This is a genomic window from Jongsikchunia kroppenstedtii DSM 45133 (assembly GCF_000380485.1).
Classification (GTDB): domain Bacteria; phylum Actinomycetota; class Actinomycetes; order Mycobacteriales; family Mycobacteriaceae; genus Jongsikchunia; species Jongsikchunia kroppenstedtii.
Window position 1 is genome coordinate 63,914 of the sequence record NZ_AQYG01000047.1, and the last position, 25,584, is coordinate 89,497.

Annotated in this window: 24 protein-coding genes and 2 riboswitches; of the genes, 14 read left to right on the forward strand and 10 right to left on the reverse strand. The window is 65.5% G+C overall.

Annotated elements, in window-relative coordinates; genetic code table 11:
- The first annotated feature begins 357 nt into the window (after positions 1–357).
- Positions 358–572, forward strand: a riboswitch (cobalamin riboswitch).
- A gap of 127 nt (positions 573–699) precedes the next feature.
- The 6 genes from G341_RS0111295 (at position 700) to G341_RS21815 (ending at position 5,793) form a co-directional block, all read left to right on the forward strand.
- Positions 700–1,737 carry a FecCD family ABC transporter permease gene (locus G341_RS0111295; protein ID WP_051092766.1) on the forward strand — a complete coding sequence of 346 codons (1,038 nt, stop codon included), beginning with the start codon at positions 700–702 and terminating at the stop codon, positions 1,735–1,737.
- Positions 1,737–2,507, forward strand: coding sequence for an ABC transporter ATP-binding protein (locus G341_RS0111300; protein WP_018179253.1), 771 nt, complete (start codon positions 1,737–1,739; stop codon positions 2,505–2,507). Before G341_RS0111295 ends, G341_RS0111300 begins: the two co-directional genes overlap by 1 nt.
- A complete protein-coding gene (locus tag G341_RS0111305) occupies positions 2,508–3,515 on the forward strand; it encodes an ABC transporter substrate-binding protein (RefSeq protein WP_018179254.1) in 1,008 nt (335 codons plus the stop codon).
- A 254-nt stretch (positions 3,516–3,769) separates the two neighbouring features.
- The gene (locus G341_RS0111310; RefSeq protein ID WP_155826932.1) at positions 3,770–4,027 is read left to right on the forward strand and encodes a hypothetical protein; all 258 of its coding nucleotides are present in this window, start codon (positions 3,770–3,772) and stop codon (positions 4,025–4,027) included.
- A gap of 59 nt (positions 4,028–4,086) precedes the next feature.
- Complete coding sequence (locus G341_RS0111315) at positions 4,087–4,674, forward strand: LGFP repeat-containing protein (protein WP_018179256.1); 588 nt, start codon at positions 4,087–4,089, stop codon at positions 4,672–4,674.
- A gap of 177 nt (positions 4,675–4,851) precedes the next feature.
- Entirely contained in the window at positions 4,852–5,793 is a 942-nt protein-coding gene (locus G341_RS21815) for an acyl-CoA thioesterase (RefSeq protein ID WP_018179258.1), read from the forward strand.
- 23 nt (positions 5,794–5,816) lie between these two features.
- On the opposite strand, the gene G341_RS0111330 is transcribed toward G341_RS21815, so the two are convergent.
- Positions 5,817–6,599, reverse strand: a complete 783-nt coding sequence (locus tag G341_RS0111330) for an MBL fold metallo-hydrolase (protein ID WP_018179259.1) — start codon at positions 6,597–6,599, stop codon at positions 5,817–5,819.
- Between the two features lie 142 nt (positions 6,600–6,741).
- Here G341_RS0111330 and G341_RS0111335 point away from each other — a divergent pair, with 142 nt between their 5' ends.
- Positions 6,742–7,263, forward strand: a complete 522-nt coding sequence (locus G341_RS0111335) for an OsmC family protein (RefSeq protein ID WP_018179260.1) — start codon at positions 6,742–6,744, stop codon at positions 7,261–7,263.
- Positions 7,264–7,267: 4 nt separating this feature from the next.
- Here G341_RS0111335 and G341_RS0111340 read toward each other — a convergent pair whose 3' ends face one another.
- The 7 genes from G341_RS0111340 to G341_RS0111370 all read right to left on the reverse strand — a co-directional run bounded on the left by G341_RS0111340 (position 7,268) and on the right by G341_RS0111370 (position 14,292).
- Positions 7,268–7,663: a cupin domain-containing protein gene (locus G341_RS0111340; protein ID WP_245556983.1), complete on the reverse strand. Its 396-nt coding sequence runs from the start codon at positions 7,661–7,663 to the stop codon at positions 7,268–7,270.
- Positions 7,664–7,869: 206 nt separating this feature from the next.
- On the reverse strand, positions 7,870–8,790 hold the full coding sequence (locus G341_RS21820; protein WP_018179262.1) for an Ig-like domain-containing protein: 921 nt from the start codon (positions 8,788–8,790) through the stop codon (positions 7,870–7,872).
- 28 nt (positions 8,791–8,818) lie between these two features.
- Complete coding sequence (locus G341_RS0111350) at positions 8,819–9,688, reverse strand: Ig-like domain-containing protein (protein WP_018179263.1); 870 nt, start codon at positions 9,686–9,688, stop codon at positions 8,819–8,821.
- Positions 9,689–9,749: 61 nt separating this feature from the next.
- Positions 9,750–10,925 (reverse strand): Ig-like domain-containing protein, encoded by a 1,176-nt coding sequence (locus G341_RS21825; protein WP_245556976.1) that lies wholly within the window; start codon positions 10,923–10,925, stop codon positions 9,750–9,752.
- A 120-nt stretch (positions 10,926–11,045) separates the two neighbouring features.
- Positions 11,046–12,818: an Ig-like domain-containing protein gene (locus G341_RS0111360; protein ID WP_081622510.1), complete on the reverse strand. Its 1,773-nt coding sequence runs from the start codon at positions 12,816–12,818 to the stop codon at positions 11,046–11,048.
- A 114-nt stretch (positions 12,819–12,932) separates the two neighbouring features.
- Positions 12,933–13,214, reverse strand: a complete 282-nt coding sequence (locus G341_RS0111365) for an Ig-like domain-containing protein (RefSeq protein WP_162140712.1) — start codon at positions 13,212–13,214, stop codon at positions 12,933–12,935.
- Between the two features lie 331 nt (positions 13,215–13,545).
- Entirely contained in the window at positions 13,546–14,292 is a 747-nt protein-coding gene (locus tag G341_RS0111370) for a class I SAM-dependent methyltransferase (RefSeq protein ID WP_018179267.1), read from the reverse strand.
- 60 nt (positions 14,293–14,352) lie between these two features.
- Here G341_RS0111370 and G341_RS0111375 point away from each other — a divergent pair, with 60 nt between their 5' ends.
- Positions 14,353–15,270: an esterase/lipase family protein gene (locus G341_RS0111375; RefSeq protein WP_018179268.1), complete on the forward strand. Its 918-nt coding sequence runs from the start codon at positions 14,353–14,355 to the stop codon at positions 15,268–15,270.
- 25 nt (positions 15,271–15,295) lie between these two features.
- Here G341_RS0111375 and G341_RS0111380 read toward each other — a convergent pair whose 3' ends face one another.
- Entirely contained in the window at positions 15,296–17,674 is a 2,379-nt protein-coding gene (locus G341_RS0111380) for a Tex family protein (RefSeq protein WP_018179269.1), read from the reverse strand.
- Between the two features lie 807 nt (positions 17,675–18,481).
- Positions 18,482–18,645: riboswitch (cobalamin riboswitch) on the forward strand.
- A 31-nt stretch (positions 18,646–18,676) separates the two neighbouring features.
- Here G341_RS0111380 and G341_RS0111385 point away from each other — a divergent pair.
- From G341_RS0111385 to G341_RS0111400, 4 genes are all read left to right on the forward strand, one after another.
- Entirely contained in the window at positions 18,677–18,895 is a 219-nt protein-coding gene (locus G341_RS0111385) for a CbtB domain-containing protein (RefSeq protein ID WP_018179270.1), read from the forward strand.
- A 29-nt stretch (positions 18,896–18,924) separates the two neighbouring features.
- Complete coding sequence (locus G341_RS21830) at positions 18,925–19,851, forward strand: CbtA family protein (RefSeq protein ID WP_018179271.1); 927 nt, start codon at positions 18,925–18,927, stop codon at positions 19,849–19,851.
- A gap of 78 nt (positions 19,852–19,929) precedes the next feature.
- On the forward strand, positions 19,930–22,095 hold the full coding sequence (locus G341_RS0111395) for an FUSC family protein (protein ID WP_018179272.1): 2,166 nt from the start codon (positions 19,930–19,932) through the stop codon (positions 22,093–22,095).
- Between the two features lie 47 nt (positions 22,096–22,142).
- The gene (locus G341_RS0111400) at positions 22,143–23,063 is read left to right on the forward strand and encodes an amidohydrolase family protein (RefSeq protein WP_018179273.1); all 921 of its coding nucleotides are present in this window, start codon (positions 22,143–22,145) and stop codon (positions 23,061–23,063) included.
- Between the two features lie 7 nt (positions 23,064–23,070).
- Here the strand turns inward: G341_RS0111400 and G341_RS0111405 are convergent, their stop codons facing one another.
- Entirely contained in the window at positions 23,071–24,120 is a 1,050-nt protein-coding gene (locus tag G341_RS0111405) for an MCE family protein (protein ID WP_018179274.1), read from the reverse strand.
- 291 nt (positions 24,121–24,411) lie between these two features.
- On the opposite strand from G341_RS0111405, the gene G341_RS0111410 reads away from it, so the two are divergent.
- Entirely contained in the window at positions 24,412–24,618 is a 207-nt protein-coding gene (locus tag G341_RS0111410; RefSeq protein ID WP_018179275.1) for a heavy-metal-associated domain-containing protein, read from the forward strand.
- On the forward strand, positions 24,615–25,583 hold the full coding sequence (locus G341_RS0111415; RefSeq protein ID WP_018179276.1) for a hypothetical protein: 969 nt from the start codon (positions 24,615–24,617) through the stop codon (positions 25,581–25,583). Before G341_RS0111410 ends, G341_RS0111415 begins: the two co-directional genes overlap by 4 nt.
- The last annotated feature ends 1 nt before the right edge of the window (position 25,584 follow it).

Below are 25,584 nucleotides of genomic sequence, written 5' to 3' on the forward strand. Positions count from 1 at the left end.
TGTGTGCCGAGCGGGACGTATCCCCTACAGTCGGCGCAACCGGCTCACACCGGTTACCGGTCGCGAGATCGCGTGGGCGATCGGGCGGAATCAGACTTTGTCGCCTGGCTTCGTCGACCCGCGCAGAACGTCGTCTGGCTCGCGGTTGGTAACAGGTTGATATACCTACCTAAGAGTAACCCGTGCGTTTATTAAGAATTTCCTTATCGGCATAGCTCAATGTCCGATTCAGTTTCGCAAAGATGGCGTATGAACAGTGCTTTTATAGGGGGTCGGGATGTGCGGGGACTCACACCATTCGTCGCGCGATCGCGCTCGACTGCGGCGCCCGCCGTCCGATTTCGGAGCTTTCGCGTGTTAGCGTGACCGCGCGTTGGTTACCGCCCGGCCAGTGGCCGGCCGGTTCGTAAGAGGGAATCCGGTGAGAATCCGGAGCTGCCCCGCAGCGGTATGCGGAAACGACCGCGGTCAATTGCACTGGGCTGCGGCCTGGGAAGCGACCGCCAGTAGATGGCATCGGTAGTGATGTCGCGTCCGCAAGTCCGAAGACCTGCCACCGCGGCCATGCCGCCGGCATGGCCGCCTGTCAACTCCGAGGGACACGGTTGACGAGCTGTGCGGCAGCGTTTGCCCATATCTTGTGTCGTCTGTCCGTCGTGGTTGCGGGCGCTCCCCTGCGTTCAGCTGAAAGTGGCTCGCATGCACCGACTCTCAGTGACCGCTTTGGCGGTGACGCTCACCGCGACGCTCGTGGTGGTCTCGGTGCTCGCGCTGATGCTGGGCACCGTGCACATCCCGTGGCGGGACACCTGCCGATTCCTGTGGAACGAGTTGACCGGCGGCACAATCGCATCCGCAGATGTGCCGAACTATCGAATCGTGGTCGACGCTCGTCTCCCTCGGGTTCTCCTGGCGGCCCTCGTCGGCGCCGGACTCAGCGGTGTCGGCCTGATCGTGCAGGCCATGGTCCGCAACGCATTGGCCGATCCGTACGTCCTGGGCATCTCGTCGGGCGCCTCCGTCGGCGCGACGGCCGTGGTGTTGTTCGGCGTCTTCGGCGCCCTGGGCATCTACGCACTGTCGACCGCCGCTTTCGCCGGAGCGCTGGGAGCGACCGTCCTGGTGTATCTCATCGCCCGATCGGCCGCCGGGCTGGTTCCGCTACGGCTGGTGCTGACCGGCACCGCACTGAGTTATGGATTCTCCGCTGCCACAACGGTGCTGGTATTCATGGCGCCCCATGGCGATGCCGCGCGTTCGGTCATGTTCTGGCTGCTGGGCAGTCTGACCACGGCCACCTGGCAGGTGGTACCGCTCGCTGCGGCGGTGGCTCTGACCGGCCTCGTCGTCATCGGTCTGTATGCGCGGCACCTCAACGCGCTATCGATGGGTGACGAGGTCTGTGCCGCACTCGGCGTCAACGCGTCGCGATTTCGGCTCGTGCTGTTCGTCGTCGCTGCCGCGATGACCGGCTGCTTCGTATCCATCTGCGGAGCAGTCGGTTTCGTCGGCCTGGTAGTGCCGCACGTCGCCCGAATCCTCGTCGGCGCCGACCACCGGCGGCTGATCGTGATCACGCCGCTGCTCGGGGCGGTCTTTCTGGTGACCGCCGATCTGTTGTCCCGCACCATGATCCCGCCGCAGGAGCTGCCTCTGGGCGCGATTACCGCGGCGGTCGGCGTGCCCACCTTCGTGTTGCTGATGCGCCGCCGCGGCGCGCTCATGGACGCCGGCTGATGCGCGTCGACTACGTCGATGTCGACGTCGAGATCGACGGGACCCGCATTCTGCGTGACGTCACGCTGTCCGTCCACAGCGGACAGTTCGTCGGCGTGGTCGGCCCGAACGGCAGCGGCAAGTCGACCCTCCTGCGGTGCCTCTACCGCGCCCTGACACCGGCATCCGGCCATGTCGCGGTCGACGGCGTCGACATCGCCACGATCAGCATGCGTGAGAATGCGCGGCAGGTCGCCGCGCTCACCCAGGACAGCACTCTGCAATTCGATTTCACCGCAAGCGAAGTCGTGGCCACCGGCCGACTCGCGCATGGCGGGGTACTCGGTGGCGATCGCCGCCGTGATCGAGATATCTGTACGGCCGCACTCAAGACCGCGGACGCCGAGCATCTGTCCGAACGCAGCTTCCTGTCCTTGTCCGGCGGCGAGCGCCAACGCGTCCTGGTCGCGCGGGCGCTCGCACAGGAGCCTCGCGTCCTGGTCCTCGACGAACCGACCAACCATCTCGACGTGCGGCATCAATACAGCATTCTGGCGGCGGCGAAGCGGCTCGGCATCACGGTGATCGCCGCGCTCCACGATCTCAATCTCGCCGCACAGTTCTGCGATCAGATCCTCGTGCTCTCCGCCGGACAACTCGCCTGCTCCGGAACGCCTCATGACGTCATCGCCACCGACGTTCTGCGCCAACACTTTTCGGTCGGCGGCCACATCGTCACGCATCCGCGTCTCGGTGTTCCGCAGATCATCTTCGACGAAGAGGAGAACTAGATGAAATCCCCACGACGTTCCGCACTCGCGACGGCGGCGGCCATCCTTCTGCTGTCGGCCTGCGGTGCCAATGTCGAATCCTCCGCGCCGTCGACCGGCGGATCGGTGACTGTGACCAACTGCGGCGCCCCGCTCACGGTCACCGGGATACCGACCCGAGTGGTCACCAACGACACCGGAATCACCGAGATCATGTTCGCCCTGGGACTGCAGGACCATCTGGCCGGATACACGAGCTATCCGGGCAAGGAACGTGACATCGCAAGCTCACCCTGGCGAGCCCAGTTCCAGGCGGCCCCCACACTGGGTGACGCATTCACCCGCGAGGTCGTGCAGGCAGCCGCACCGGATTTCGTCTTCGCCGGCTGGAACTACGGTTTCAAGGAGTCGACCGGACTCACCCCGGACTGGGTACGCGGCATCGGTGCAGTCCCCTATCAACTCACCGAGGCCTGCCGCCAGCCCGGCACCACCGCGCGGGGACTCATGGAACCATTCGAGGCCCTGTATGCGGACCTGACGAATCTCGGCGACATCTTCCGGGTGCGCGATCGCGCGGACGAGCTGGTCGCCGGCTATCGACGCCAAGTCGCCACCGCTCGAACGACGGCACCGACCGGACAGCCGCCGGCGCGGGTATTCCTCTTCGACAGCGCCGACCCCGACCCGTTCACGACCGGCCGCACCGCCGCGCCGTCTCAGATCATCAGGGAGGCCGGGGGTCACAACATCTTCGACGACCTCAACGATTCCTGGACCTCCATCTCGTGGGAGGCCGCCGCGCAACGCGACCCACAGGCCATCGTCATCGTCGACTACGGCGCCGGCCCCGCGAACTCCGTCGCGGCCAAGATCGAACAACTCCGCCACCAGCCGCTGATGTCGGGCACGACCGCCGTCCGGGACGGCAATTTCCTGGCGCTCCCGTACGCCGCACTGGTGGAGAGCCCGCGCAACCCGGATGCCACGGTCACCGTCGCGAGGTATCTCCGGTCGAAGGGCCTCTAGCCGATTCATCCGCGGTGTAACGCCGTCGCGATCCCATTCGACATAACCGGTGAATCCTCCGCGATCTCGCTTTGAGGGCGGTTGAGACGTATGCCATTGTTCAGTCTCGTAGAAATACTCGTTGGGCTGGCTCCACATCCAGTTTAATATTCTGAACCCGGGGTTCATTGTTTCCCGCTCATCCGCAATCTTGAATTTCCTCGTATTACGGTCTAGGCGCACTGCGCGCGATCTAGTATTCCGATGGACGAGGTGTGACGGACGACTCCACACGAGTGACGACTCCACAAGATCGCGTCGCCGATATCGGTACCGGGCATCGGTTAGTCGCCTTTGCAGGCACAAACCGACATGCCAGAGGGGAGGTTATCGAGGACTTCGGGCCGGACCCGGAAACCGCGGAAGCAGACGAAAATGCGCATTCCGATCCGTCGCGGCACTGGGCGATCCACACCGACGACATGCTCGTCGTCGCGAATGCCGACGACATCAAAGTTCTCACCTGCGAGTGATACCGCTCCAATTCGATCGAGATCAACACCTGATTAAGACCACAGAAGAGGAATCACGTATGAATGCAACCAAGAAGATCGCCATCGTCGCAGCCGCAATTGCCGTCATCGGCGCAGCCGGCGCCTGCAGCGACTCAAAGAGCTCCGACAACAACGCTTCGTCGGCTGCGAATTCGGCCAGCAATGCCGCCCAATCGGCTATGAACTCGGGCATGAACGGCGCGCCCGGCATGGGCGGCGAGAACGGCGCGAAGCCGAGCGCGGCGGCGCAGCCACCGGTCGAATCGACGAGTATCGCGGCTCCTGGCGGGCAGCAGGTCGAGATCACCGATCAGGCCGTCCTCGCGAAGTACGCCGCCCTCGGATACGACAAGGGCGTGCTCGGCAAGCCGCTCGGCCCGCTGGTGCCGCTGCCGACGGGTGGAAAATTCATCACCTTCGAGAACGGTTCGATCTACCAGAACCCGGAGAACAACCAGGCCTACATCGAGTGGGGCGAGATCGGCGACTACTGGGGCACCCAGGGCCACGAGCACGGCCGGCTCGGCTACCCGACGTCCGACGAGACCGCGGCCCCGGGCGGCGGCCTGCAGCAGACCTACCAGCACGGCACCCTCACGTTCAAGGACGGCAAGGTCACCGGCTGACGGAGTCTTATCGATCGCACACGACCGGCGCACTCACCGTGAGGTGGGTGCGCCGGTCAGTTTTAGTTGACCGCGAGGACATCGCACGACACGGCGGCGCAATGCACGCGTACTTGACTTCCGACGGTGAAGACCTCCAACCCCGAAACGTCGTCAGCACCCGTCGACGACCACATCATGACGCTCAGATTCCTTGCGGCACCGACAGATGTCGCCACGCTGGGTGGAAACGTCCGCGGCGGAAAGATTCTCGAATGGATCGACAAGGCCGCGTACGCCTGTGCCGCCGGCTGGAGCGGCCAGTACGCCGTCACTGCATATGTCGGCGATATCCGGTTCACCCGTGACATCCTCTCCGGCGATCTGGTGGAAGTCGTTGCGACGGTTGTGTATACCGGCACAACCAGCATGCACATCCAATGCACCGTACGGTCCGCCCATCCACACGATCGAAACTTCACCGACGTCAGCACCTGCCTGATGGTCTTCGTCGCCATGCACGACGGCGCGCCGGTCCCGGTGCGGCAGTGGGTCCCCCGCACAGCCGACCAGGACGCGCTCGCCGCCGATGCGCGATCGCGCATCGCTGTACGCAAAAGCATTGAAGCCGCGATGGATTCGGTGTCCTACACCGAGTCGGGAACCCTTGCCGAACAGGCGACGACCCGGTTCCTGGCCGCGCCGACCGACGTCAACTGGGGCGGCAAGACGCACGGCGGCCGGGTGATGGGCTGGATCGACGATGCGGGCTACCTGTGCGCGACGCGATGGTGTGGCGGCGAGGCGGTCACCGTATACATCGGCGGCACCCGGTTCTATCGGCCGGTGCACATCGGCGACGTCGTGGAGATCAACGCCCGGCTCATCCACACCGGCCGGCAGACTATGCATATGTCGATCCATGTGTATGCCGCGAGCCCCCACAAGCGGGCCACACTGGCCGCGCACAGCCTGAACATCATGGCCGCGTTGGATTCCGACGGCAACGCCACCGCGGTGCGCCCATGGACGCCGTGGACCTTCGAGGACATCCGCCTCGACCACCATGCGGTCGCATTGGCCCGCCTGCGCACCGGCACGCATCACCACACGTATTCGACGGCCAGCGCCGACACCTGATTCGACGCCGATACGGCTGCGGGCTATCCCACTGCTACGAGTCGATCGAATTCCGATTTGTCGTGGCTGCAGAACACTGTCACCTCGTCCGAATGCTCCGCCTTCAGCTCGGCCAGGCGCCGCATGTTCCGGAACTGGGTCGACGGCAGCGTCGGGTGCGTCAGCACCGGATGCATGGCGCGCGCGAAAGCGCCTGCGGCGCCGTCGGAAACGGCTCCCCCGGTCGTGTAAGCATCGCCGGCGTGCAGCAGCCAGCCCGCGCCGGTGTCGATCGCCACGCCAGCGTGGCCGCGGCTGTGCCCGAGCAGCGGCACGACGAGCACCTCCTCCGGCAGGCCGGGGAGATCACGGACCGCCTCGAACCCGAACCAGCCATCGCCGCCGGACAGCTGATTAACGCGCCACTGCACGCCGTGCGCCCAGAGCTGATCGGGACGATAGCGGATGCGCTCGATGACTGTCGGATGCATGCCGGCGCGGTACTCAGGGGCATGCACATGCACTGTGGCCCAAGGAAAGTCGGCGAGCCCACTGGTGTGGTCGTAGTCGAGATGCGTCACCACGATATTGCGCACGTCCTTCGGATCGAGGCCCAGCGTCTCGATCTGCCGGATCGCGGTCTCGGACTCGTCGAGCGCGGGCCGGATCGCATGCCTCGTCAATCCGAGCAGCTGCGGCCGGCGAACGCAGTCGAGACCGAATCCGCTGTCCACCAAGAGCAGGTCACCCGCTGGCAGCTCGACGAGCAGGCAATGGTCGACCGTGCCCATCGCCATGGTCCCGCAGTTGAGATGATGCACCTTCATGCAATGAGCATCTCATCGTCGCTACTACCACGCACGCATCACGGCCTCAGAGTTTCACCGACGCCGACGCAAACCGGTGCCCTCCGGGGCCGCCGGACCTACCGTCGGCCAGGAGATACCCGGCAAACCCTGGAGCAATGTCATGACCGACACCACCACCGCCCGCCTGAACGATGTCGATATCGATGCCGTGGGCGCGCTCGTGCAATCCGTGCAGACCGACCCGGCGGCCGCCTCGACGACCTGGGCGGCGCGGGTGCAGTGGAACCGCGGATTCGCCTCGGAAGCAAAGGTGCGCAGCTTCTCCCCCATCCCGTCGGACGAACCGGCCGCGCTGGGCGGCGACGATTCGGCCCCGAACCCGGTCGAGCAGCTGCTCGCCGCACTGGGCAACTGCCTCGCAGTCGGCTATGCCGCCAACGCGACCGTCGCCGGCATCGAACTCCGCGACCTGCGGGTCGAGCTGAAGGGCGAACTCGATCTGCAGGTCTTCCTCGGCCTCGCCGACGGGCATGCCGGCTTCGATTCCGTCGTCGCCATCGTCACGATCGATTCCGACGCATCCCGCGACGAACTGGAGGCGCTGCACGCGAAGGTGTCCGGCAGCTCGCCGGTCGGTCACACAATCGCCCATGCGGTCCCGCTGGATCTGGTTCTGGCCTGACGAACTACTTGTCGCAAGCGGGCGCGTCGGCATCCTCGAACAGCGGCTTGCCCAACGGGATCAGGTAGAGCACGTCCAGAACGACAGGCGTGTTCCCCAGGTTGCGGCCGACATGCGTGTTGGCCTCTCCGGCCGGCTCCTTGATGATGTCACCGGCGCGATAAACCGTTGGCACACAGTCTGATCCAGGATGGGTAAGGGTGCCCGACCGGACCAGCCCGACGAGCTCGCCGTCGTGGTAGTGCCAGCCGGTGGTACCGCCCGGCGCGATCGTGATCTCGCGCACGGCCAGATGGACGCCCGCCGGCACGAAGGGCAGCAGGCCGGCAGGAATGTCGCCCTCCGCCACCGTGACCGCGGAGATGCCGGAGGACGGTGTCGCCGTCGCCGGTGCATTCATCACCCCGGCCGTAGCAATGAGTCCCACCCCGATGAACGTGCATACGATGCGCTTCATTCGTCGAGTCTACGGCCGAACAGGCAGGTCACAGGCTGATTCAACGAACCGGCATGATCCAAGAATCGACCGTGGCCGGGACAGCGAAGGGCGGCCCCACCGATGTGGTGGGGCCGCCCTGTCACTTCAGATCAGATCACTTCTTCAGATCAGGAACCGAAGATGTTGCTCAGCGATCCCGAGCCGCCGGTGTTACCACCGGTGCCTCCGTCACCGCCGTCGCCTCCCGTGCCGCCGTCACCGCCGCCGGTAGCGGTCACCGTCACGGCGCTCGTCGTCGACGTGGAGGTCTCATAGCCGGTGGCGCCCGAGTACACCGCGGTGATGTTGTGGGTGCCGGCCGTGGTGAAGGTGTACAGCAGGTTCGCCACGCCGCCCGAAACCTGGGCTGCCGAACCGATATCGGTGCCGTTGTCCTTGAACTGCACCGTGCCACCACTCGGCTGCGGCGACACCGTCGCCTGCAGGTTGACAGCCTGGCCGGTGGTCGCGCTCGACGGCGCCTGCAGCGTCGTTGTCGTGGACGCATCGCCACGCACGGTGACTGCCGGGCCCACATTGTTCTCGTTGCCGTCACCGAGCGTGCCGGAGTAGAAGAACGACCCCTTCATCGGCACCCCGACCGGGCAATCGGCACCGATCGTGTACTTAAACGTGAACCAGACGGTGCGCGGGTTGATGTTCGGGTAGATCGGCCAGCTGCCGGTCACCCGCTGCCACCCCATGGTGTTCGCATCGCCGGCCGTTGAACTGTCGAGACCCTTCGCGTTGCCATTGACCTGCGCCGACCCCGGCACGTACTTCCAGCACGCCGGGTGCGCATCCTTGGCGGCCTGCACGTACTCGACGACGCCGCCATTGCGCTGGATCGTCGTCCACACCGTAATCGTTTCTCCCACAGCGGGATTCACTTCACTGATCGTACGGGTCAGACCATCATTGCCATCCGACCAGTTGTACGTGCCCTGCGCCGCAGATGCGGTGCCCTGGCCGAGTGCGACCACGCCCGCTGCCGCCATGGCGACCGCACCGGTGGCGGCGGCGACACGAGTCACCTTCGAACGCACCATATTTCGTTCCTCCATTATTGTGATGTTTCTACGAACCGAAGATCCCGGACAGCGATCCGGTGGTGCCCGAACCGTTGATCACGTTCACGTTCTGCGCGGCCGACGTCGAACCGTCGTACGATGCCGCACCGGAGTACACGGCCGTGATCGCGTGGTTGCCACCGGTGACCGGGGTCCACGACGTGGTGGCCTTGCCGGTGTTGGCATTCACATTGACCGGCGTGCCGATGTCGGCGCCGTTGTCCTTGAACTGCACCGTGCCGGCGCTGGGTGCCGGCGTGATGGTCGCGCTGATGTCGACCGGAATGTTCACATTCGCGACCGGCACCGGATCGACGGTGGTGGTGGTCGCCGAGTTGCCGCGCACCGTGACGGCCGGGCCCACGTTGTTCTCGTTGCCGTCGCCGAGCGTGCCGGAGTAGAAGAACGACCCCTTCATCGGCACGCCAACCGGGCAATCGGCACCGATCACGTACTTGAACTCGAACCAGACCGTGCGCGGGTTGATGTTCGGGTAGATCGGCCAGCTGCCGGTCACCCGCTGCCACCCCTGGTTGTTGGCGTCACCGGTGTTGGAACTCTCGACGGCATGCGCCGAGTCCTTCACCTTCGCCGAGCCCTGGACGTACTGCCAGCAGGCCGGGTGCGCATCCTTGGCGGCCTGCACGTATTCGACGACGCCGCCGTTGCGCTGGATCGTCGTCCACACCGTGATCGTCTCGCCGGTCGTCGGGGTGACATCGCTGATCGTGCGGGTCAGGCCGTCGTTGCCATCCGACCAGGTGTACGTGCCCTTCGCGGCCGAGGCGGTGCCCTGACCCATCGCGAGCACGCCGGCCGCAGCCAACGCGACCGCGCCGGTGGCCGCAGCCACCCGAGTCACATTCGAATGCACCATATTTCGTTCCTCCGTTATTGGATGCGCAGCGAGCGCGCCGGTTGGTTGTTGCAGATTCTGACTACGAGCCGAAGATGTTCTTGATGTTGCTCAGCGATCCGGAGCCGCCGGTGTTTCCACCCGTGCCGCCGTCACCACCGCCGGGCGCGGAGACCGTGACGGTCGAGGCCGCCGACGTGGACCCGTTGTAGCCGGTGCCACCGGAGTACACGGCGGTGATGCTGTGTGCACCAGCGGTATTGAAGGTCTGCGACAGCGTGGCCGAACCATTGGCCACCGCGACCGGGGAACCGATGTTGATGCCGTTGTCCTTGAACTGGACCGTGCCACCCGCGGCCGATGGCGACACCGAGGCGGTCAGGTTGACCGCCTGGCCGGTGGTCGCGGTCCCCGGAGCCTGCAGCGTCGTTGTGGTGTCTTGGTCGACCGGAGCCGGATCCGACACCGTCACCGTCGACGCCGCCGAGGACGAGCCGTTATAACCGTCGCCACCGGAGTACACCGCGGTGATGCTGTGTGCACCAGCGGTATTGAAGGTCTGCGACAGCGTGGCCGAACCATTGGCCACCGCGACCGGCGCTCCGATGTTGGAGCCATTGTCCTTGAACTGCACCGTGCCACCCGCAGCCGATGGCGACACAGAGGCAGTCAGATTCACCGCCTGACCGGTCGTCGCCGTCCCCGGTGCCTGCAAGGTGGTCGTCGTGTTCTGTGTCGCGGGCGCCTGCACCGTTACGGCCGGCCCGCGGGTGCCCTCGTTGCCCTCACCCAAACTGGTCGAGTAGTAGAACGCACCGTTCATCGGCACGCCCGTCGGACAATCCGCGCCGATCTTGTACTGCATGGTGAACCACACCGAATGCGGATTGATATTCGGATAAATCGTCCAGCTGCCGGTCACCCGCTGCCAACCCATGTTGTTCGCATCGCCGGCCGACGAACTGTCTAGCCCCTTCGCGCTGCCGTTCACCTGCGCCGACCCGGGCACGTACTGCCAACACGCCGGATGCGCATCTTTGGCCGCCTGCACGATCTCCAACACCCCACCGGTGCGCTCGATCGTCGTCCACACCGTAATCGTGTCCCCGACAGCCGGATTGATTTCACTGATCGTGCGCGTCAACTTGTCGTTGCCGTCATTCCAGGTCACCGTCCCCTGCGCCGCGGACGCCGTGCCCTGGCCGAGCGCGACCACCCCGGCCGCCGCCATCGCGACCGCACCGGTAGCCGCAGCCACGCGAGTCACCGTCGAACGCAACATATTTCGTTCCTCCATTGCTTGACGCACACAACTGGTGCGCAGATATGTGATGTTGTGGAAGGCCGGCCCGCCGGATCGAGCGGACCGGCCAGGTCCTTAGGAACCGAAGATGTTCTTCAGCGAGCCCCCGCCACCTGTTCCTCCGGTTCCGCCGTCGCCGTCACCGCCGACGGCGGACACGGTCACGGTCTGCTGACCCGACGTCGAACCGCCGTATCCGTCGCCGCCTGAGTACACGGCCGTGATGTTCCGTGCCCCGCTGGTGGTGAAGATGTACGACAGCGTCGCCTTGCCGTTCACGATCGTCACCGGGCCGCCGATATTGGTGCCGCCGTCCTTGAACTGCACCGTGCCACCGGCGGTCGCCGGCGAGACGGTTGCAATCAGATCCACCGACTGACCAGAGGTCGCCGTGGCGGGTACCTCGACAGTCGTCGTGGTGTCCTGCTCGGTCGGCGTCGGATCCGTCACTGTGATCGCCGACGCAGCCGAGGTCGATCCGTCGAATCCCTCCGAGCCCGAGAAGACCGCTGTAATGGAATGCGCCGCAGCGGTATTAAAGGTCTGCGACAGCGTGGCCGTGCCGCCCGACACTGCGACCGGCGAACCGATGTTGGTGCCGTTGTCCTTGAACTGCACCGTGCCGCCATTCGGGGCCGGGGCAACTGTGGCGGTCAGGTTGACGGCCTGCCCGGTGGTCGCGGTCGCGGGTGCCTGCAGGGTGGTCGTGGTGTCCTTATTGACCGGGGCCGGATCCGTCACCGTGACGGTCGAGGCCGCCGAGGTCGAGCCGTTGTATCCGGTGGCGCCGGAGTACACCGCGGTGATGCTGTGTGCCGCAGCGCTGTTGAACGTGTGCGACAGCGTGGCCGTGCCGTTCACGACGGTCACCGGGGAGCCGATGTTCGCACCGTTGTCCTTGAACTGCACAGTTCCCTCGGCCGCGGCCGGGCTCACTGTGGCGGTCAGGTTGACCGCCTGACCCGTCGTCGCGGTACCGGGGACCTGCAAGCTAGTCGTGGTGTCCTGATCGACCGGGGCCGGATCCGACACGGTCACCGTCGACGCCGCCGACGTCGAACCGTTGTATCCGGCGCCACCCGAGTACACCGCAGTAATCGAATGTGCACCAGCAGAATTGAACGTCTGCGACAAGGTCGCCGAACCATTCGCCACTGCTACCGGCGAACCGATATTGGTGCCATTGTCCTTGAACTGCATCGTGCCACCGGCAGCAGCCGGGCTGACGGTCGCCGTCAGGTTGACGGCCTGGCCGGTGGTCGCGGTCCCCGGAGCCTGCAGGGCCGTCGTCGTGTCCTGGGCCGCGGGGGCCTGCACCGTGACGGCCGGTCCGACGTTGTTCTCGTTGCCGTCACCGAGCGTGCCGGAGTAGAAGAACGACCCCTTCATCGGCACACCCGTCGGGCAATCGGCACCGATCGTGTACTGCATGGTGAACCACATCGAGCGCGGGTTGATATTCGGGTAGATCGGCCAACTGCCGGTCACCCGCTGCCACCCCATGTTGTTGGCGTCACCCGGCGCCGAGCTGTCGAGCCCCTTCGCGTTGCCATTGACCTGCGCCGACCCCGGCACGTACTTCCAGCACGCCGGGTGCGCATCCTTTGCGGCCTGCACATACTCGACGACGCCGCCATTGCGCTGAATCGTGGTCCACACCGTTATGGTGTCGCCGATCGTCGGATTCACCTCGCTGATCGTGCGGGTCAGACCATCGTTGCCGTCCGACCAGGTATAGGTCCCTTTCGCGGCAGACGCGGATCCCCCGCCGAGCGCCACCACTCCCGCGGCACCCAGGGCAACCGCCCCGACAGCTGCCACCACCCGAGTCACTCTCGAACGCACCATGTTTCGTTTCCCTATCAATTCACGCGTGTCACCACACGCTGGTAATGAGATGTTGGTTGGACGGTCGGTTCGCCCGGGCGCTCCAAGCTGACCCGGGCGAACCGACCACGTTTGTTACGAGCCGAAGATGTTCTTCAGCGAGCCAGCGCCACCGGTTCCGCCCGTTCCCCCGGTGCCGGACACGGTCACCGTCTGCGACGTCGAGGTGGAGTCGTTGTAGCTGTCACCGCCTGAGTAGACGGCCGTGATGTCGCGCGCACCGCTGGTGGTGAAGATGTACGACACTGCCGCCGTGCCATTCACGATCGTGACCGGGCCACCGATATTGGTGCCGCCGTCCTTGAATTGCACGGTGCCGCCAGCCACTGCGGCCAGCCGCGTCACACTCGAACGCATCATCACGAAAGTTCTCCAGACTGTCAGGAGCGCTCACCAGCAGTTTCGACACGGCCGCGAACACAAAGTTCGATTACCTTAACCTGCCTGTGGCCGATTTGTGACGAAAAACTCAGGGTTTTGGGTCATTTGCCCCAGAATCCTTGTTAGGCATTGCAAACATGCTGGTAGATCAATCGTCGATGGTGAAAGTTCCCCCGTTTGGTGGACACGGCCGAACCGGGAATACCGGACACGCAGGCCCCATGGTGCCCCGGCGTCGGTCGGACGTCGGATATGCCAGGCCGGGGAAGCGTATAGAACCGAGAGCTATCGGTGGATCCGCGCCTGCCTACGGCAGATCGACGATGATCAATCGATACCCGGCGTCGAGGCTGCGCCGATTCAGCAACGACCGATACCGCATGCGCCAGCTGCCGGACGCGATGTCGGCGCGGAGTCTCTCGAGGCCGTCGACGAGATCGGCCGGCGGCGTGAGCGCCATCAGCGACATGCCGGCACGCACCGTCGCATCCAAATAGGCTTCTGGCCGTTGCCAATACGCTGCCGCGAAGCCGTCGACGCAGTCGGCGGGCACCGGTACCGGCTCGACGCGGATGCGGCCGGGAAGGCATCCGGTGAGGGTGTCGACGGGCACCGTCAACCGGGCATCGGTCTCCCGCGCGGCCGGCAGATAGTCATCAAGCAGCCAGAAGTTCCGCGTGATCGTGTGGTCCCAGGTGAAGATCACGATCCGTCGCCGCGTCACGCGCACCGCCTCGGCGAGCCCCGCACGCAGGTCGTGCCAATGATGAACGGTCAACGAGGCAAGGGCGGCGTCGACCGAATCATCCGGCAGCGGAATGGCTTCCGCCGTGGCCCGGACCGCCGGTGCCGACTCTGGCGGCCGCTGCCCGATCATCACCGCACTCGGCTCGATCGCCAGCATGGTCTGCGGCGGCTCGTAACTGCCCGCACCGGCACCGATGTTCACGACGCTGCCCATCCCATCGAGCGCGCCGTGGATCTGCGCAGCGATCCGTGGATCCGGTCGGCGGGTGGCCGAATACGTGGACCCGACCTGGTCGTAGAGCGCCATGCCCGCATTCTCGCTCAGAGTCCCGTTGATGGTCCTTCGTTCGATGTAACATCTCCGCTCATGCGAACCATGCGTTTGGTCATCGCGGCTGCGGCCGCACTGCTGCTCGGCGCCGCTGGAGTCGCCCATGCCGCGCCGACGACTCCGTTGCCGGTTCCCTACAACTTCCCCGCGAATCTGGGGAACCAACTCGCCGATCCGGCCGGATCGCCGCCCGGCACCAACGATTGGTCGTGCCGGCCATCGACGGCGCATCCCGATCCGGTCGTCCTGGTGCATGGCGGATTCGCCAGCCCCCAGGTCGAGTGGGGCACGTTGGGTCCGCTGCTGCACAACGCCGGATACTGCGTCTACGCGCTGGCTTGGGGCGGCGATCCCCTGCCCGCACCGTTCACCAGCTTCGGCGGCTATCGGTCGGTGAAAACCGTTGGTGGCCCCGAGCTTTCGACATTCGTTCAACGAGTGCTGCAGTCGACCGGAGCCCGCAAGGTCAGCCTCGTATCGCACTCATTCGGCAGCCTGGTCGACGCGTACTACACTCGCTATCTCGGCGGGGCCGACCATGTCAGCGCGGTGATCTCCCTGGCCGGCCTCTATCGCGGCGTGACGGTTCCGGAATCGATGCGCGTCAATCCGCCGGGCTGCGCGGTGTGCACCGAACCGTTGGCCGGTTCCGAACTGGTTCGCGCGATCAACGCCGGCGGCAACCCGTATCTGCCCGGCATCCGCTACACGAATGTGGTGACGCAGTACGACGACACCGTGTCGCCGTATACGAGCGGCCTGGTGCCGGGTCGCCCGGGCCAGCAGGTGACGAACATCGTTGTCCAGCAAGGCTGCCCGCAGGACTGGTCGAATCACCAGGCGATCATCGTCACCCGGCGAACCGGCGCCTTCGTCCGCAACGCGCTCGATCCGGCGCATCCGGTGCCGGTTCCCTGCGAGACGGTCATACCGTCCTACGGCGGGGTACGGTAACCCGCCGCAGGACCGGCGGGCGGGGTCAGCGTCCGAAACCCGCGTTCCGCAACGCGTCCGCCATCGAGCCGCTCGGCTGGCTGCGGTTGCCGCGGCCGGAATCGCGCCCACCATTCTGGGGGCGACCGCCGCGCTGGCCACCACCATTGGGCCGCCCCTGTCCCCCACCACGTTTCGGCGACGGCCCGCGCTTGTCAGCGCCCACCTCGTCGTTCAGTCGCAGCGTCAGACCGATGCGCTGCCGGTCGACGTCGACCTCGAGCACCTTGACCCGCACCACCTGTCCCGAACGCACCACCTCGTGCGGGTCGGAGACGAACCGGTCGGACATCGCCGACACGTGCACCAGACCGTCCTGGTGAACGCCCACATCCACGAACGCCCCGAAGGCCGCGACGTTGGTGACCACGCCTTCGAGGACCATGCCCGGGCGGAGGTCGGACACCTTCTCCACGCCGGCGGCGAAGGTCGCGGTCTCGAATGCCGGACGCGGGTCGCGGCCCGGCTTCTCCAGCTCGGAGATGATGTCGGTGACCGTCGGAACGCCGAATCGCTCGTCGGCGAAATCGGCAGGCTTCAATCGTCGCAATGTCCGTTCATCGCCGATGATCTCGGCGAGGCCGACACCGGACCGGTCGAGGATCCGACGGACCACCGGATACGACTCCGGGTGCACGGCGGACGCGTCGAGCGGATCCTCGCCGTCGCGGATCCGCAAGAACCCGGCGCACTGCTCGAATGCCTTGGGGCCCAGGCGCGCAACGTCGAGCAGCCCCTTGCGGCTGCGGAACGGACCCACCTCGTCGCGATGCGCGACGATCGCCGTGGCCAACGTCGGGGTGATGCCGGAGACCTGCGACAGCAACGGCACCGACGCGGTGTTCAGGTCGACGCCGACGGCATTCACGGCGTCCTCGACGACTGCTTCGAGGCTGCGCGCCAGAATGCCCGGCGTGATGTCGTGCTGATACTGGCCGACGCCGATCGACTTCGGGTCGATCTTCACCAGTTCGGCGAGCGGATCCTGCAACCGACGGGCGATCGATACCGCGCCACGCAGCGAGACGTCGAGCTGCGGCAGCTCCGATGAGGCGTATTCGGATGCCGAGTACACCGACGCGCCGGCCTCGCTGACGACCGCCTTCGCCGGAGCGCGGGCGCCGGTCTTCTGGATCTCGCCGATCAATTCCGTTGCCAGCGCATCGGTCTCCCGCGACGCGGTGCCGTTGCCGATCGCGATCAGCTCGACTCCGTGACGTGCCACCAGGGCGGCAAGCGTCGCTTTGGCCTGATCCCACTGCTTTTGCGGCTGATGCGGATAGATCGCGCAGGTGTCTACAACCTTGCCGGTGCCGTCGACAACCGCGACCTTGACGCCCGTGCGGAAACCGGGGTCGAGTCCGAGCGTCGGCCGGGTGCCCGCCGGCGCCGCCAGCAACAGATCCTTCAGGTTGGTGGCGAAGACGGCGACCGCCTCGCTTTCGGCCCGCTGGCGCAACCGGATTCGCGCCTCGATCGACGCCGACAGCATCAGTTTGGTGCGCCACGCCCACCGGACCGTGGTGCTCAACCAGGGCGTCGCTGCCCCGCCGGTCGACCGGTCGATGCCCAGCGTGGCGGCAACCATCGTCTCGTAGCCGTCATCTTCGCCGCCGTCGATGGTCAGAGCGAGCGCTTCCTCCTTCTCGCCCCGCAGGACCGCCAGCACGCGGTGGGACGGCATCGTCTCCAGTGGCTCGGCGAAGTCGAAATAGTCGCGGAACTTCTGTGCCGCCGACGAATTCGCGGTGGCCTCCGACCGCGGTGCGCTGCGGACGGTCCCGGCAGCCCAGAACTTCTCGCGCACCGCACCGACGAGCTCGGCGTCCTCGGCGGCCCGCTCGATGAGGATGTGTCGCGCCCCGTCCAGCGCCGCCGCGGCATCGGCGACATCGTCATTCAGGAACTCGGCTGCGGCATCCTCGGGAATCAGTGTCGGATCGGCGAGCAGCCGGTCGGCGAGCGGTTCCAGCCCGGCCTCGCGCGCGATCTGTGCCTTCGTTCGACGCTTGGGCTTGTAGGGCAGATAGATGTCCTCGACGCGGGCTTTGGTGTCCGCCGCGAGCAGCGCCGCCCGGAGTGCCTCGGTGAGCTTGCCCTGCTCGTCGATCGACGCCAGCACCGCCGCGCGCCGGTCGTCCAGCTCGCGCAGATAGGTCAGCCGCTCGTCCAAGGTGCGCAGCTGGGCGTCGTCGAGGCCACCGGTGACCTCCTTGCGATAGCGCGCGATGAACGGAACCGTCGCGCCGTCGTCGAGCAACGCGACGGCGGCCGCGACCTGCCGCTCGGGAACTCCCAGCTCATCGGCGATGCGGGTGTTGACGGGTTTCAAGGGCAGCGGCGACGCGGCTGGGCTCTGACTCACGCGAGCACCCTACCCGGCCCCTCCGACTCGGCCGGACCGCCGGAATATCGCGTGTCGCGGCGCATATCGGACCGCCATTTCGTGGGGTCGACGGCTGGCTTCATCCGCAGTCGAGAAATCGTCTATAGAAATGTTGACGACACACCGTTCTATCATTTCTTTATTGAGAGTACTGCGCGTAGAATCGATTGCAAAACCAAGAAATCATTGACAGAGGGTGAATACTTCGATGCCACCACATGGGGCCACATTCTCGCTCACCGGCGAGGAATTCCAGGGACAATGCGTCGCACGCATTTCGCAGACAGGCGACGAATGGAGTTGCGTTGTCGATATTTCCGCCGGGACCCTCGGCCTCGTCGCGCCGCGCCTGTGTCCCGGCACGATGCTCAGGGGCACAGTGTCATTCACCGCATGCGGGAACACCCAGGTCGTCGGGCAGACTCACACGCTGCGCACCCTGGGCGGTGATGTTCCCTCATCGGAAACAATTCTGGCGATAGTCGACGCGCTCGGTCCGCATGTATGCGCGATGCGTCCGGTCGAGCGGCCGAAACGAGTGACACGCAAACGCGGCGTGGCTCCCGTCGTGTCATTGACCGGCCGCCGATAAAATATCCGGCCGATTCACGCCGCCGCGACGCCGCTGGATGCCAAATCTTTCGACACAGCCTTTCGCAGACCCAGAAACGTCAACGGCGTGAGCAATACGCGATCGGCGACGTCGCGAAGGCGCCGATCGCGTCGAGCGACCAGCTAGCGGGAGGCTGTGCCGGTAAGTCCGCGTGCTTCCCAGGCGATTCCGACAAACGTCGCTCCTCGCCGAGGGGGCTGCCCGCATCCGCTATTCTGAGCGCAGCCATTGTACGGAATCCGGTGAGAATCCGGAGCGGTCGCGCCACTGTGAGCCGGTACCTGCGTTCTGCAGCGAAACGGACGAGTCAGACCCGTACTCGGCGCACACTCGAATATCGACGGGGCGCGAATCCCCAAGGAGGAACCATGTCCACAAACGTTGCGGCGTCCACACCGGGCATCTCCAGCGAGGCACTGTCGGGCAGTCGGGTCGCGCTGATCCTCACGCTGACCGTGCTCATCGCCGCGCTCGCCTACTACTTCATCGGCATCGACGAGGGCATGGTGTCGATGTTCGGCAAGACGATGGTCGTGCACGAGTGGGTCCACGACTCGCGGCACTTCCTCGGCTTCCCGTGCCACTAGTCGGCCGAGTCTGATCGGATAACTGACTAATGGAACTACGCGTCATCGGGCGCGGGGTCCTCGCCGGCTTCATTGCGGGCGTGTTGGGCTTCGTATTTGCCCGTATTTTTGCCGAACCGCAGATCGACAAGGCGATCGACTACGAGTCCGGCCGCGACGACTGGCTGCACATGCTCAACAAGGCGGCCGGTTTTCCGGTCGAGCCCGACGGGCCCGAGATATTCAGCCGCCATATTCAGTCCACCATCGGTATCGCGACCGGGATCATCGGATTTTCGATGGCGATGGGTGCACTGTGCGCCGTGGCATACGTCGTGCTGCACGGGCGCTTCGCGATCAAGGCGCAGACCCTGGCGTGGATGATCGCCGGATTCGGCTTCCTCGGGGTGTTCATGCTGCCCTTCGTGAAGTACCCCGCCAATCCACCGGCGATCGGCCATGAGTTCACCATCGTCCAGCGCAGCCACCTCTACCTGACGATGGTCGGGATCTCGTTGGTCCTGCTCGGACTGACGGTGTACGCGGCATACAAACTCACGCGGCGCTTCGGTCGTTATCCCGCCATTCTGATGTCGGCTGTCGGATTCTTCGTCATCTTCGGGATCATCGTCGGTGTGATGCCCACACTCGGCGGCCTCTCCGAGAACTCCGAGCACGTGAAGGACTTCGGCTTCGCGCACTCGACGACCGAGACGCCCCAGCCGATCACCAATGTGCTGGATCATCCGCTGAACGTGGCGCTGGAGGACGGCTCCACGCAGACCATCCAACCGGGCCAGATCGTGTACCCCGGATTCGATCCCGATGTGCTGTGGAAGTTCCGCTGGTACTCGATTCTCAATCAGCTGCTGGTGTGGACCGTGATAGCGATGATCTTCGGGGCGCTGCTGGATCGGCTGGTTGCCGGCAAGCCGGTGCTGCCGCGGCGAAAGAAGACCGAGTTGGTTTCGGCATAGCCGATACCTACCGACATTGTGGCCCCCTGCCGAATGGCAGGGGGCCACAATGCTTTCCTGGCCGATAAAGTGACGACCATGTCCACCGCCCGCGTCTACGCCACCAGCGCGTGGCGCGACGCGAAGGACAACCTCTGGGCGGCCGACCCCGGACTGATTCGTCTGCGTCAGGGACTGCGCGCGGCCACGGCGGTCGGCACCACGATCCTCGTGCAGTGGATCGCGTCGAAGATCGTGGGCGTCGACGGCAAGGCCGCGGTCCTGCATATCCTTCTCGGCGCGATCGTCGCCCTCACCGCGACCAACGGCATCAAGGAGCTGCACCGCTCGTCCACCGTCAAAACCTGTGCCGGAGTGCCATTTTCGGCAGGATTCGGGGTGTCGCTGTCGTACGTGGTGACCCATCACCCCGCCGCGACGGTCCCCATGTTCATGGTCGTCGTGTTCATCGCCGTCTGGGTACGACGTTTCGGCGCCCGCTGGCAGACCTGGGGCACGACGTTCTTCTTCGGCTTCTTCCTCAACGTGTTCATCAAGCTACCCGCCCATACCGCCCCGTCGGTATTCGTCGCCCTCGTCGTCAGCGCCGCCTGGATCGCGATTCTGCTGACCACCGCGCTGCACGTCGATCAGCGAAAGCTGTTTGTACGCACCGTGAGCGCGCTCCGGGCCCGGATGCGGTCCACGGTGGCCGCCGCGCTCGCGGTGATCGACACGAACGGCAGCCGCCGAACGGTGGCACAGCTGCGGCAGGAGCTCGCCAAGGCGACCGACGCCGCCCTGCTGCTCGACGGGCTGCTCGCCGACGAACGCAGCCTGCCGCGGGGCGCTTCCCCCGGCGTGCTGCGACGCTGGATCGTCGACCTCGAACTCGGGATCGACGAAGTATCGTCGGCCACACTCGATCTGGTGCGTCGCGCCGCGGCCGGCGACGCCGACGCCCGTGCCGCGCTGCCGGCGGTGCGATCGACGCTGGAGACGCTCGGCTGGGCCGATGCCGACGCGGCGCGTACCGATGCCCGCAACCTTCTCGACCGACACCGTCAGCTGCAGCCGGTCCGCCGCCTGGTCTCCGGCGACCGGCTCCTGATCGACGCGGTCGACGACTGGACCTCGGGCCGAATCCGGATGCAGGAGGCGTCCGCGCAGGGGCCCGGCGCGGACTTCGTACCGAAGGTGACGCTCGCCGGCTGGTCGCTTCCGGGGTCGGCGGGTCCGGCGGCCGTGGCGATCAAGACGGCCCACGGCAATCGCCGGTGGATCCCGCTGCGGCTCACCACCCGACATGCGGTGCAACTCGCCGTGACGGCCGGGGTGGCGGTCGAACTCGGTCGACTGGTCTCGCCTGATCGGTACTACTGGGCGGTCGTGACCGCGTTTCTGATGTTCACCGGGGCGGCCACCGCCTCGGAGACCGCACGCAAGGCGATCGGCAGCATGGCCGGAACCTTCGTCGGCATCTGGATCGCGATGTCGCTGGAACAGCTGACCGCCGGCAATCTCGCCGTCTCGGTGAGCATCATGGTGGCCTGCATCTTCTTCGCGCAGTACTACGCGCAGGTCTCCAGCCTGGTCTCGCGACTGTTCATGACCGTGGCGCTGGGTCAGATGTTCGGCCTGATCGAACCGGCGCTCGAGCACAACCTGCTGTTGACCCGACTCGGGGAAACTGTCATCGGCGGCCTCACGGGCATCGTCGCATCCGCGGTGATCCTGCGGGTCTCCACCATCGACACCCAGCGAGCCGCCCGGCATGCGCTGCTCATTCGGCTGGCCGAGCTGCTCGACCGCTGTGCCGACCCGACTTCGCACCCGCGCACCGACGGCGACACCCTCGCGGCGGCGATCGCGGTCGACGAGGCGGCGCGGCAGTTGTCCGCGGTGGCGGGCTCGCATATCCGGCCGATCATGTTGGACTCCGAGGCCGCCGGACGCACGCAGCGAGTGACGATCCTGCGGCTCTGCGCCGCCGGTGGCCGGGCCGTCGCCCAGGCCGTGTACCGCACCGAGCCGCCGCTGCCTCCCGGGGTGTCGGCGGCCTGCACCGAGCTGTCCGCCGAATGCCGGCGCCTGGCGGGTCTGGCCCGGCTCGGCAAGGCGACGACACCGCCGGACGGACCGGTGCCGCAACGCATATCGGACATCCTCGGGGCGGAGCGTGACGATCAGCACGTGGTCCTGTACGTCCGCATCCAACGACTCGCCGACTCTCTGGGCCTGCTCTCACCGGTGCACTCGACCTGACGATCGCGACCGGCGATACGATCACGAAATGTGTAGGGAGGCGAACGATGTGTGACGACACCACCCGGACGGTTTCGAGCGCCGATGAGCCGCAACAGGTCCGGCAATTCGCGGCCGAGGCTGGTGTGCCGGCGATCATCGACGTGCACACCCACTTCATGCCCCGGCAGGTGATGGACAAGGTGTGGGCCTACTTCGACTCGGCGGGCCCGCTGGTCGGTCGCGAATGGCCGATCACCTATCGGGCCGACGAGGCACAGCGGGTGCAGACGCTGCGCGACTTCGGTGTCGCAGCGTTCACCTCGATGGTCTATCCACACAAACCCGGCATGGCGGCCTGGCTGAATGCTTGGGCGACCGAGTTCGCAGCGGCCACACCGGAATGTCTGCACACGGCCACCTTCTATCCCGAGGAGTCGGCCCGCGACTACGTGCCCGCATCGATCGCTGCCGGCGCCCGAGTCTTCAAGTCGCACATCCAGGTCGGCGACTACCAGCCGAATGATCCGCTGCTCGACGTGGTGTGGGGAACGATCGAGGACGCCCAGGTCCCGGTCGTCATCCACTGCGGTTCGGGCCCGGCACCCGGGCGCTACACCGGACCCGAGCCGATTCACACACTGCTGCAACGGTTTCCGCGGCTGCCGCTGATCGTCGCGCACATGGGTATGCCGGAGTATGCCGAATTCTTCGCGCTGGCAGAGGAATACGAGAACGTTCGACTCGACACGACGATGGCGTTCACGGATTTCGCCAACGAGGGGGCGCCGATTCCCGAAGAAGCCGCGCCGGCCCTGAGCCGCCTCGGCCACAAGATCCTGTTCGGCAGCGACTTCCCGAACATTCCCTACCGCTACCTGCATGCCCTGGAAGCCGTGCAGCGGGTCGCACCGGACGATGACTGGCTGGCTGCCGTGATCTACCGAAATGCGCAGGCGCTCTTCGAGATAACCGAGCCCGCGGCCTAAGACACAGCTACTGGCAGCCGTCGACGACCTTGGCGAAGCAGAGCCAGTTGTCGGGGAACAGACCCCACGGCATCGTGCTGTCCACGTATGCGCCGTTGCCGGTGGCATTGGCAATGTTCCGGGAAATGATAGGCAGCACGCCGAGCATGTCGCGCAGGCTTTGACGATTTTCCTGCAGACCGCCCGCGATGTTGTTCAGGTTCGCGATCAACGGCGCCACCTGACCATTGGTCTGATCACCCAGCAACTTGGCCTGATTCACCACACCGGCAATACCATCAAGCAACTTGGTCACCAACTGCTCACGAGTGGCGATCTTCTGCGTCAACAACTGACCCTGACCCACGATCACCGCCAACTGATACTGATTGTTCGACACCAGCGTGGTGATCGAATCAGTGTCGTTGACCAGCTTGGTGATCTGATCACGCCGGTTATTGATGATGTTCGACAGATCCCCCAACCCGGTCAACGTCTGCTTGATCGAATCAGGCACCCCCGCCATCTGCTGATTCAATGCCTGCAACCCCTGCGACAGCTGCCCGGCATCGGTCCCGGTCAACAAAGTGCCACTGGCATCGAGTGTCTTCTGCAGGTCATACGGTACCTGCGTCTGGGTCACCGGCATATGGCTGCCCGGCAACTTACTCGGCGAATTACCCAGATCAATCGCCACATACCGCTGACCCAACAGCGTCATCAACTTGATCGACGCCGACCCATTGGCCGTGATGTGCACATCATTATTGACCCGCACCGTGATCGTCACCGAGTCCGAATTCAACTTCAACGCCGACACCTTGCCGACATCCACACCGGCAACCTTGACGTTGTCACCCGACCGCACCTGCCCGGCCTGCGCAAAATCCAACTTGTAATCACGCTTACCCACACCCGACGAGTTGATCGCCAAGGTGCCGAGAATGACACCGATCACGACCACGCTCGCGATCAACGCGAACCAGATGCGCTGCGCCTTGGTCGCGCCTTCGGTCGGGCCCTTCTGGCCCTTCGGCTTGCCCTTCAGGCCCCACAGGTTCTGACGATTCAGTGCCATGGCCGTCAGATCCGCCGTTCCGCGGCGCAGGTGGTGGCGACATTCACAGGAGTCGGCTCCCTAGGTCTTGATGGTGCGTGGGGCTTGTCGGTGCGGCTCGTCGGCCGCTCAGGGTGCTGCATAGAACGGGCTAACGATAGTTGTTTCGCAAGACCCTATCAATCGCCGTTGTTGCGTGTGTCACGTGCCACCCGAATTGCGGCCCCGATTACCTTGATTTAATACCCTAGGGGGGTATCGTATGTCATGCAGGCGACGCCCGGGTCGCATGCGGAGAGCAGAGGAGTCGACATGAGCACCACCACTACCGTCACCGTCACCGGAATGACCTGCGGACACTGCGTCGCTTCCGTCCGCGAAGAGGTCGGCGAGCTCGCCGGCGTCTCCAGCGTCGACGTCGATCTGGCCAGCGGCCGGGTCGACATCACCAGCGAGGCCCCGCTCGACTCGGATGACATCGCCCGCGCCGTCTCGGATGCGGGCTACCAGGTCTCATGAAGAACCCGTTCGGATCCGACGACAGATCTGCCGGTCTCGTCAGGATCGCGGGTTTCGTCGGAGTCGTGGCCCTGGCCGGTGTCGCCGCGTTCGGCATCGGCCGGGCCGTGGGTCCGATCCACAACAACTCGTCGCACGACAGCCACTCGTCCGCGTCGACCGACGCGGACATGACGGAAGGCAGTGACATGCAACCCGGAGGATTGGCCGCCACCCAGGACGGCTACACCCTGCAGCTCGACGACCGCATCACCGCCTCGAGCGCTGAAGCACCGATTCGCTTCCGGATCGTCGATACCGCTGGCGCCCCGGTCACCGATTATCAGACCGAACACGACAAAGAGCTACATCTGATCGTCGTCCGCCGCGATCTGAGCGGCTACCAGCACCTGCATCCGGTCCGCGATGCCGCGGGCACCTGGACCACCACGGCGGATCTCAGTCGGGCCGGCGATTACAAGGTGTTCGCCGACTTCGCACCGACCGGCGCGGCCGGTATCACCCTCGGTACGGACCTCGCCGTCGGCGGGGACTATCAGCCGGTGCCGCTGCCCGCGGAGTCCGCCACTGCGGTGGTCGACGGATACACCGTGCAGATGACCGGGACCGTCGCCGCCGGTCCTGGCTCGATGGTGTCGTTCAAGGTCACCCAAGACGGCACGCCGGTCACCGATCTGCAGCCGTACCTGGGTGCCTACGGACATCTGGTGGCGCTGCGTTCGACCGACCTGGCTTACGTGCACGTCCATCCGGGCGGTGCACCGGGCGACGGCCACACGGCGCCGGGGCCCGACGTGGCATTCCATATGACGGCGCCGAGCGCCGGCACCTATCGGCTGTTCCTCGACTTCAAGCACGGCGATCGAGTGCGTACCGCCGAGTTCACCGTGAATGTCGAGAACGCCCCCGCGATGCCCGGACATCAGTCCACCTCCCCTGCGCCCGCCCATCACGGCGGACACTGAA

Bases quoted from the DNA above. Each gene is read 5' to 3' on its own strand.
- G341_RS0111395 (WP_018179272.1), top strand. From the start codon at position 19,930: ATGTCCACCGCCCGCGTCTACGCCACCAGCGCGTGGCGCGACGCGAAG.
- G341_RS21830 (WP_018179271.1), top strand. From the start codon at position 18,925: ATGGAACTACGCGTCATCGGGCGCGGGGTCCTCGCCGGCTTCATTGCG.
- G341_RS0111330 (WP_018179259.1), bottom strand. From the start codon at position 6,599: ATGAAGGTGCATCATCTCAACTGCGGGACCATGGCGATGGGCACGGTC.
- G341_RS21815 (WP_018179258.1), top strand. From the start codon at position 4,852: ATGACGCTCAGATTCCTTGCGGCACCGACAGATGTCGCCACGCTGGGT.
- G341_RS0111335 (WP_018179260.1), top strand. From the start codon at position 6,742: ATGACCGACACCACCACCGCCCGCCTGAACGATGTCGATATCGATGCC.
- G341_RS0111385 (WP_018179270.1), top strand. From the start codon at position 18,677: ATGTCCACAAACGTTGCGGCGTCCACACCGGGCATCTCCAGCGAGGCA.
- G341_RS21820 (WP_018179262.1), bottom strand. From the start codon at position 8,790: ATGGTGCGTTCGAAGGTGACTCGTGTCGCCGCCGCCACCGGTGCGGTC.
- G341_RS0111300 (WP_018179253.1), top strand. From the start codon at position 1,737: ATGCGCGTCGACTACGTCGATGTCGACGTCGAGATCGACGGGACCCGC.
- G341_RS0111365 (WP_162140712.1), bottom strand. From the start codon at position 13,214: ATGCGTTCGAGTGTGACGCGGCTGGCCGCAGTGGCTGGCGGCACCGTG.
- G341_RS0111400 (WP_018179273.1), top strand. From the start codon at position 22,143: ATGTGTGACGACACCACCCGGACGGTTTCGAGCGCCGATGAGCCGCAA.
- G341_RS0111370 (WP_018179267.1), bottom strand. From the start codon at position 14,292: ATGGCGCTCTACGACCAGGTCGGGTCCACGTATTCGGCCACCCGCCGA.
- G341_RS0111350 (WP_018179263.1), bottom strand. From the start codon at position 9,688: ATGGTGCATTCGAATGTGACTCGGGTGGCTGCGGCCACCGGCGCGGTC.
- G341_RS0111340 (WP_245556983.1), bottom strand. From the start codon at position 7,663: ATGAATGCACCGGCGACGGCGACACCGTCCTCCGGCATCTCCGCGGTC.
- G341_RS0111405 (WP_018179274.1), bottom strand. From the start codon at position 24,120: ATGGCACTGAATCGTCAGAACCTGTGGGGCCTGAAGGGCAAGCCGAAG.
- G341_RS0111360 (WP_081622510.1), bottom strand. From the start codon at position 12,818: ATGGTGCGTTCGAGAGTGACTCGGGTGGTGGCAGCTGTCGGGGCGGTT.
- G341_RS0111305 (WP_018179254.1), top strand. From the start codon at position 2,508: ATGAAATCCCCACGACGTTCCGCACTCGCGACGGCGGCGGCCATCCTT.
- G341_RS0111315 (WP_018179256.1), top strand. From the start codon at position 4,087: ATGAATGCAACCAAGAAGATCGCCATCGTCGCAGCCGCAATTGCCGTC.
- G341_RS0111415 (WP_018179276.1), top strand. From the start codon at position 24,615: ATGAAGAACCCGTTCGGATCCGACGACAGATCTGCCGGTCTCGTCAGG.
- G341_RS0111410 (WP_018179275.1), top strand. From the start codon at position 24,412: ATGAGCACCACCACTACCGTCACCGTCACCGGAATGACCTGCGGACAC.
- G341_RS0111375 (WP_018179268.1), top strand. From the start codon at position 14,353: ATGCGAACCATGCGTTTGGTCATCGCGGCTGCGGCCGCACTGCTGCTC.
- G341_RS0111295 (WP_051092766.1), top strand. From the start codon at position 700: ATGCACCGACTCTCAGTGACCGCTTTGGCGGTGACGCTCACCGCGACG.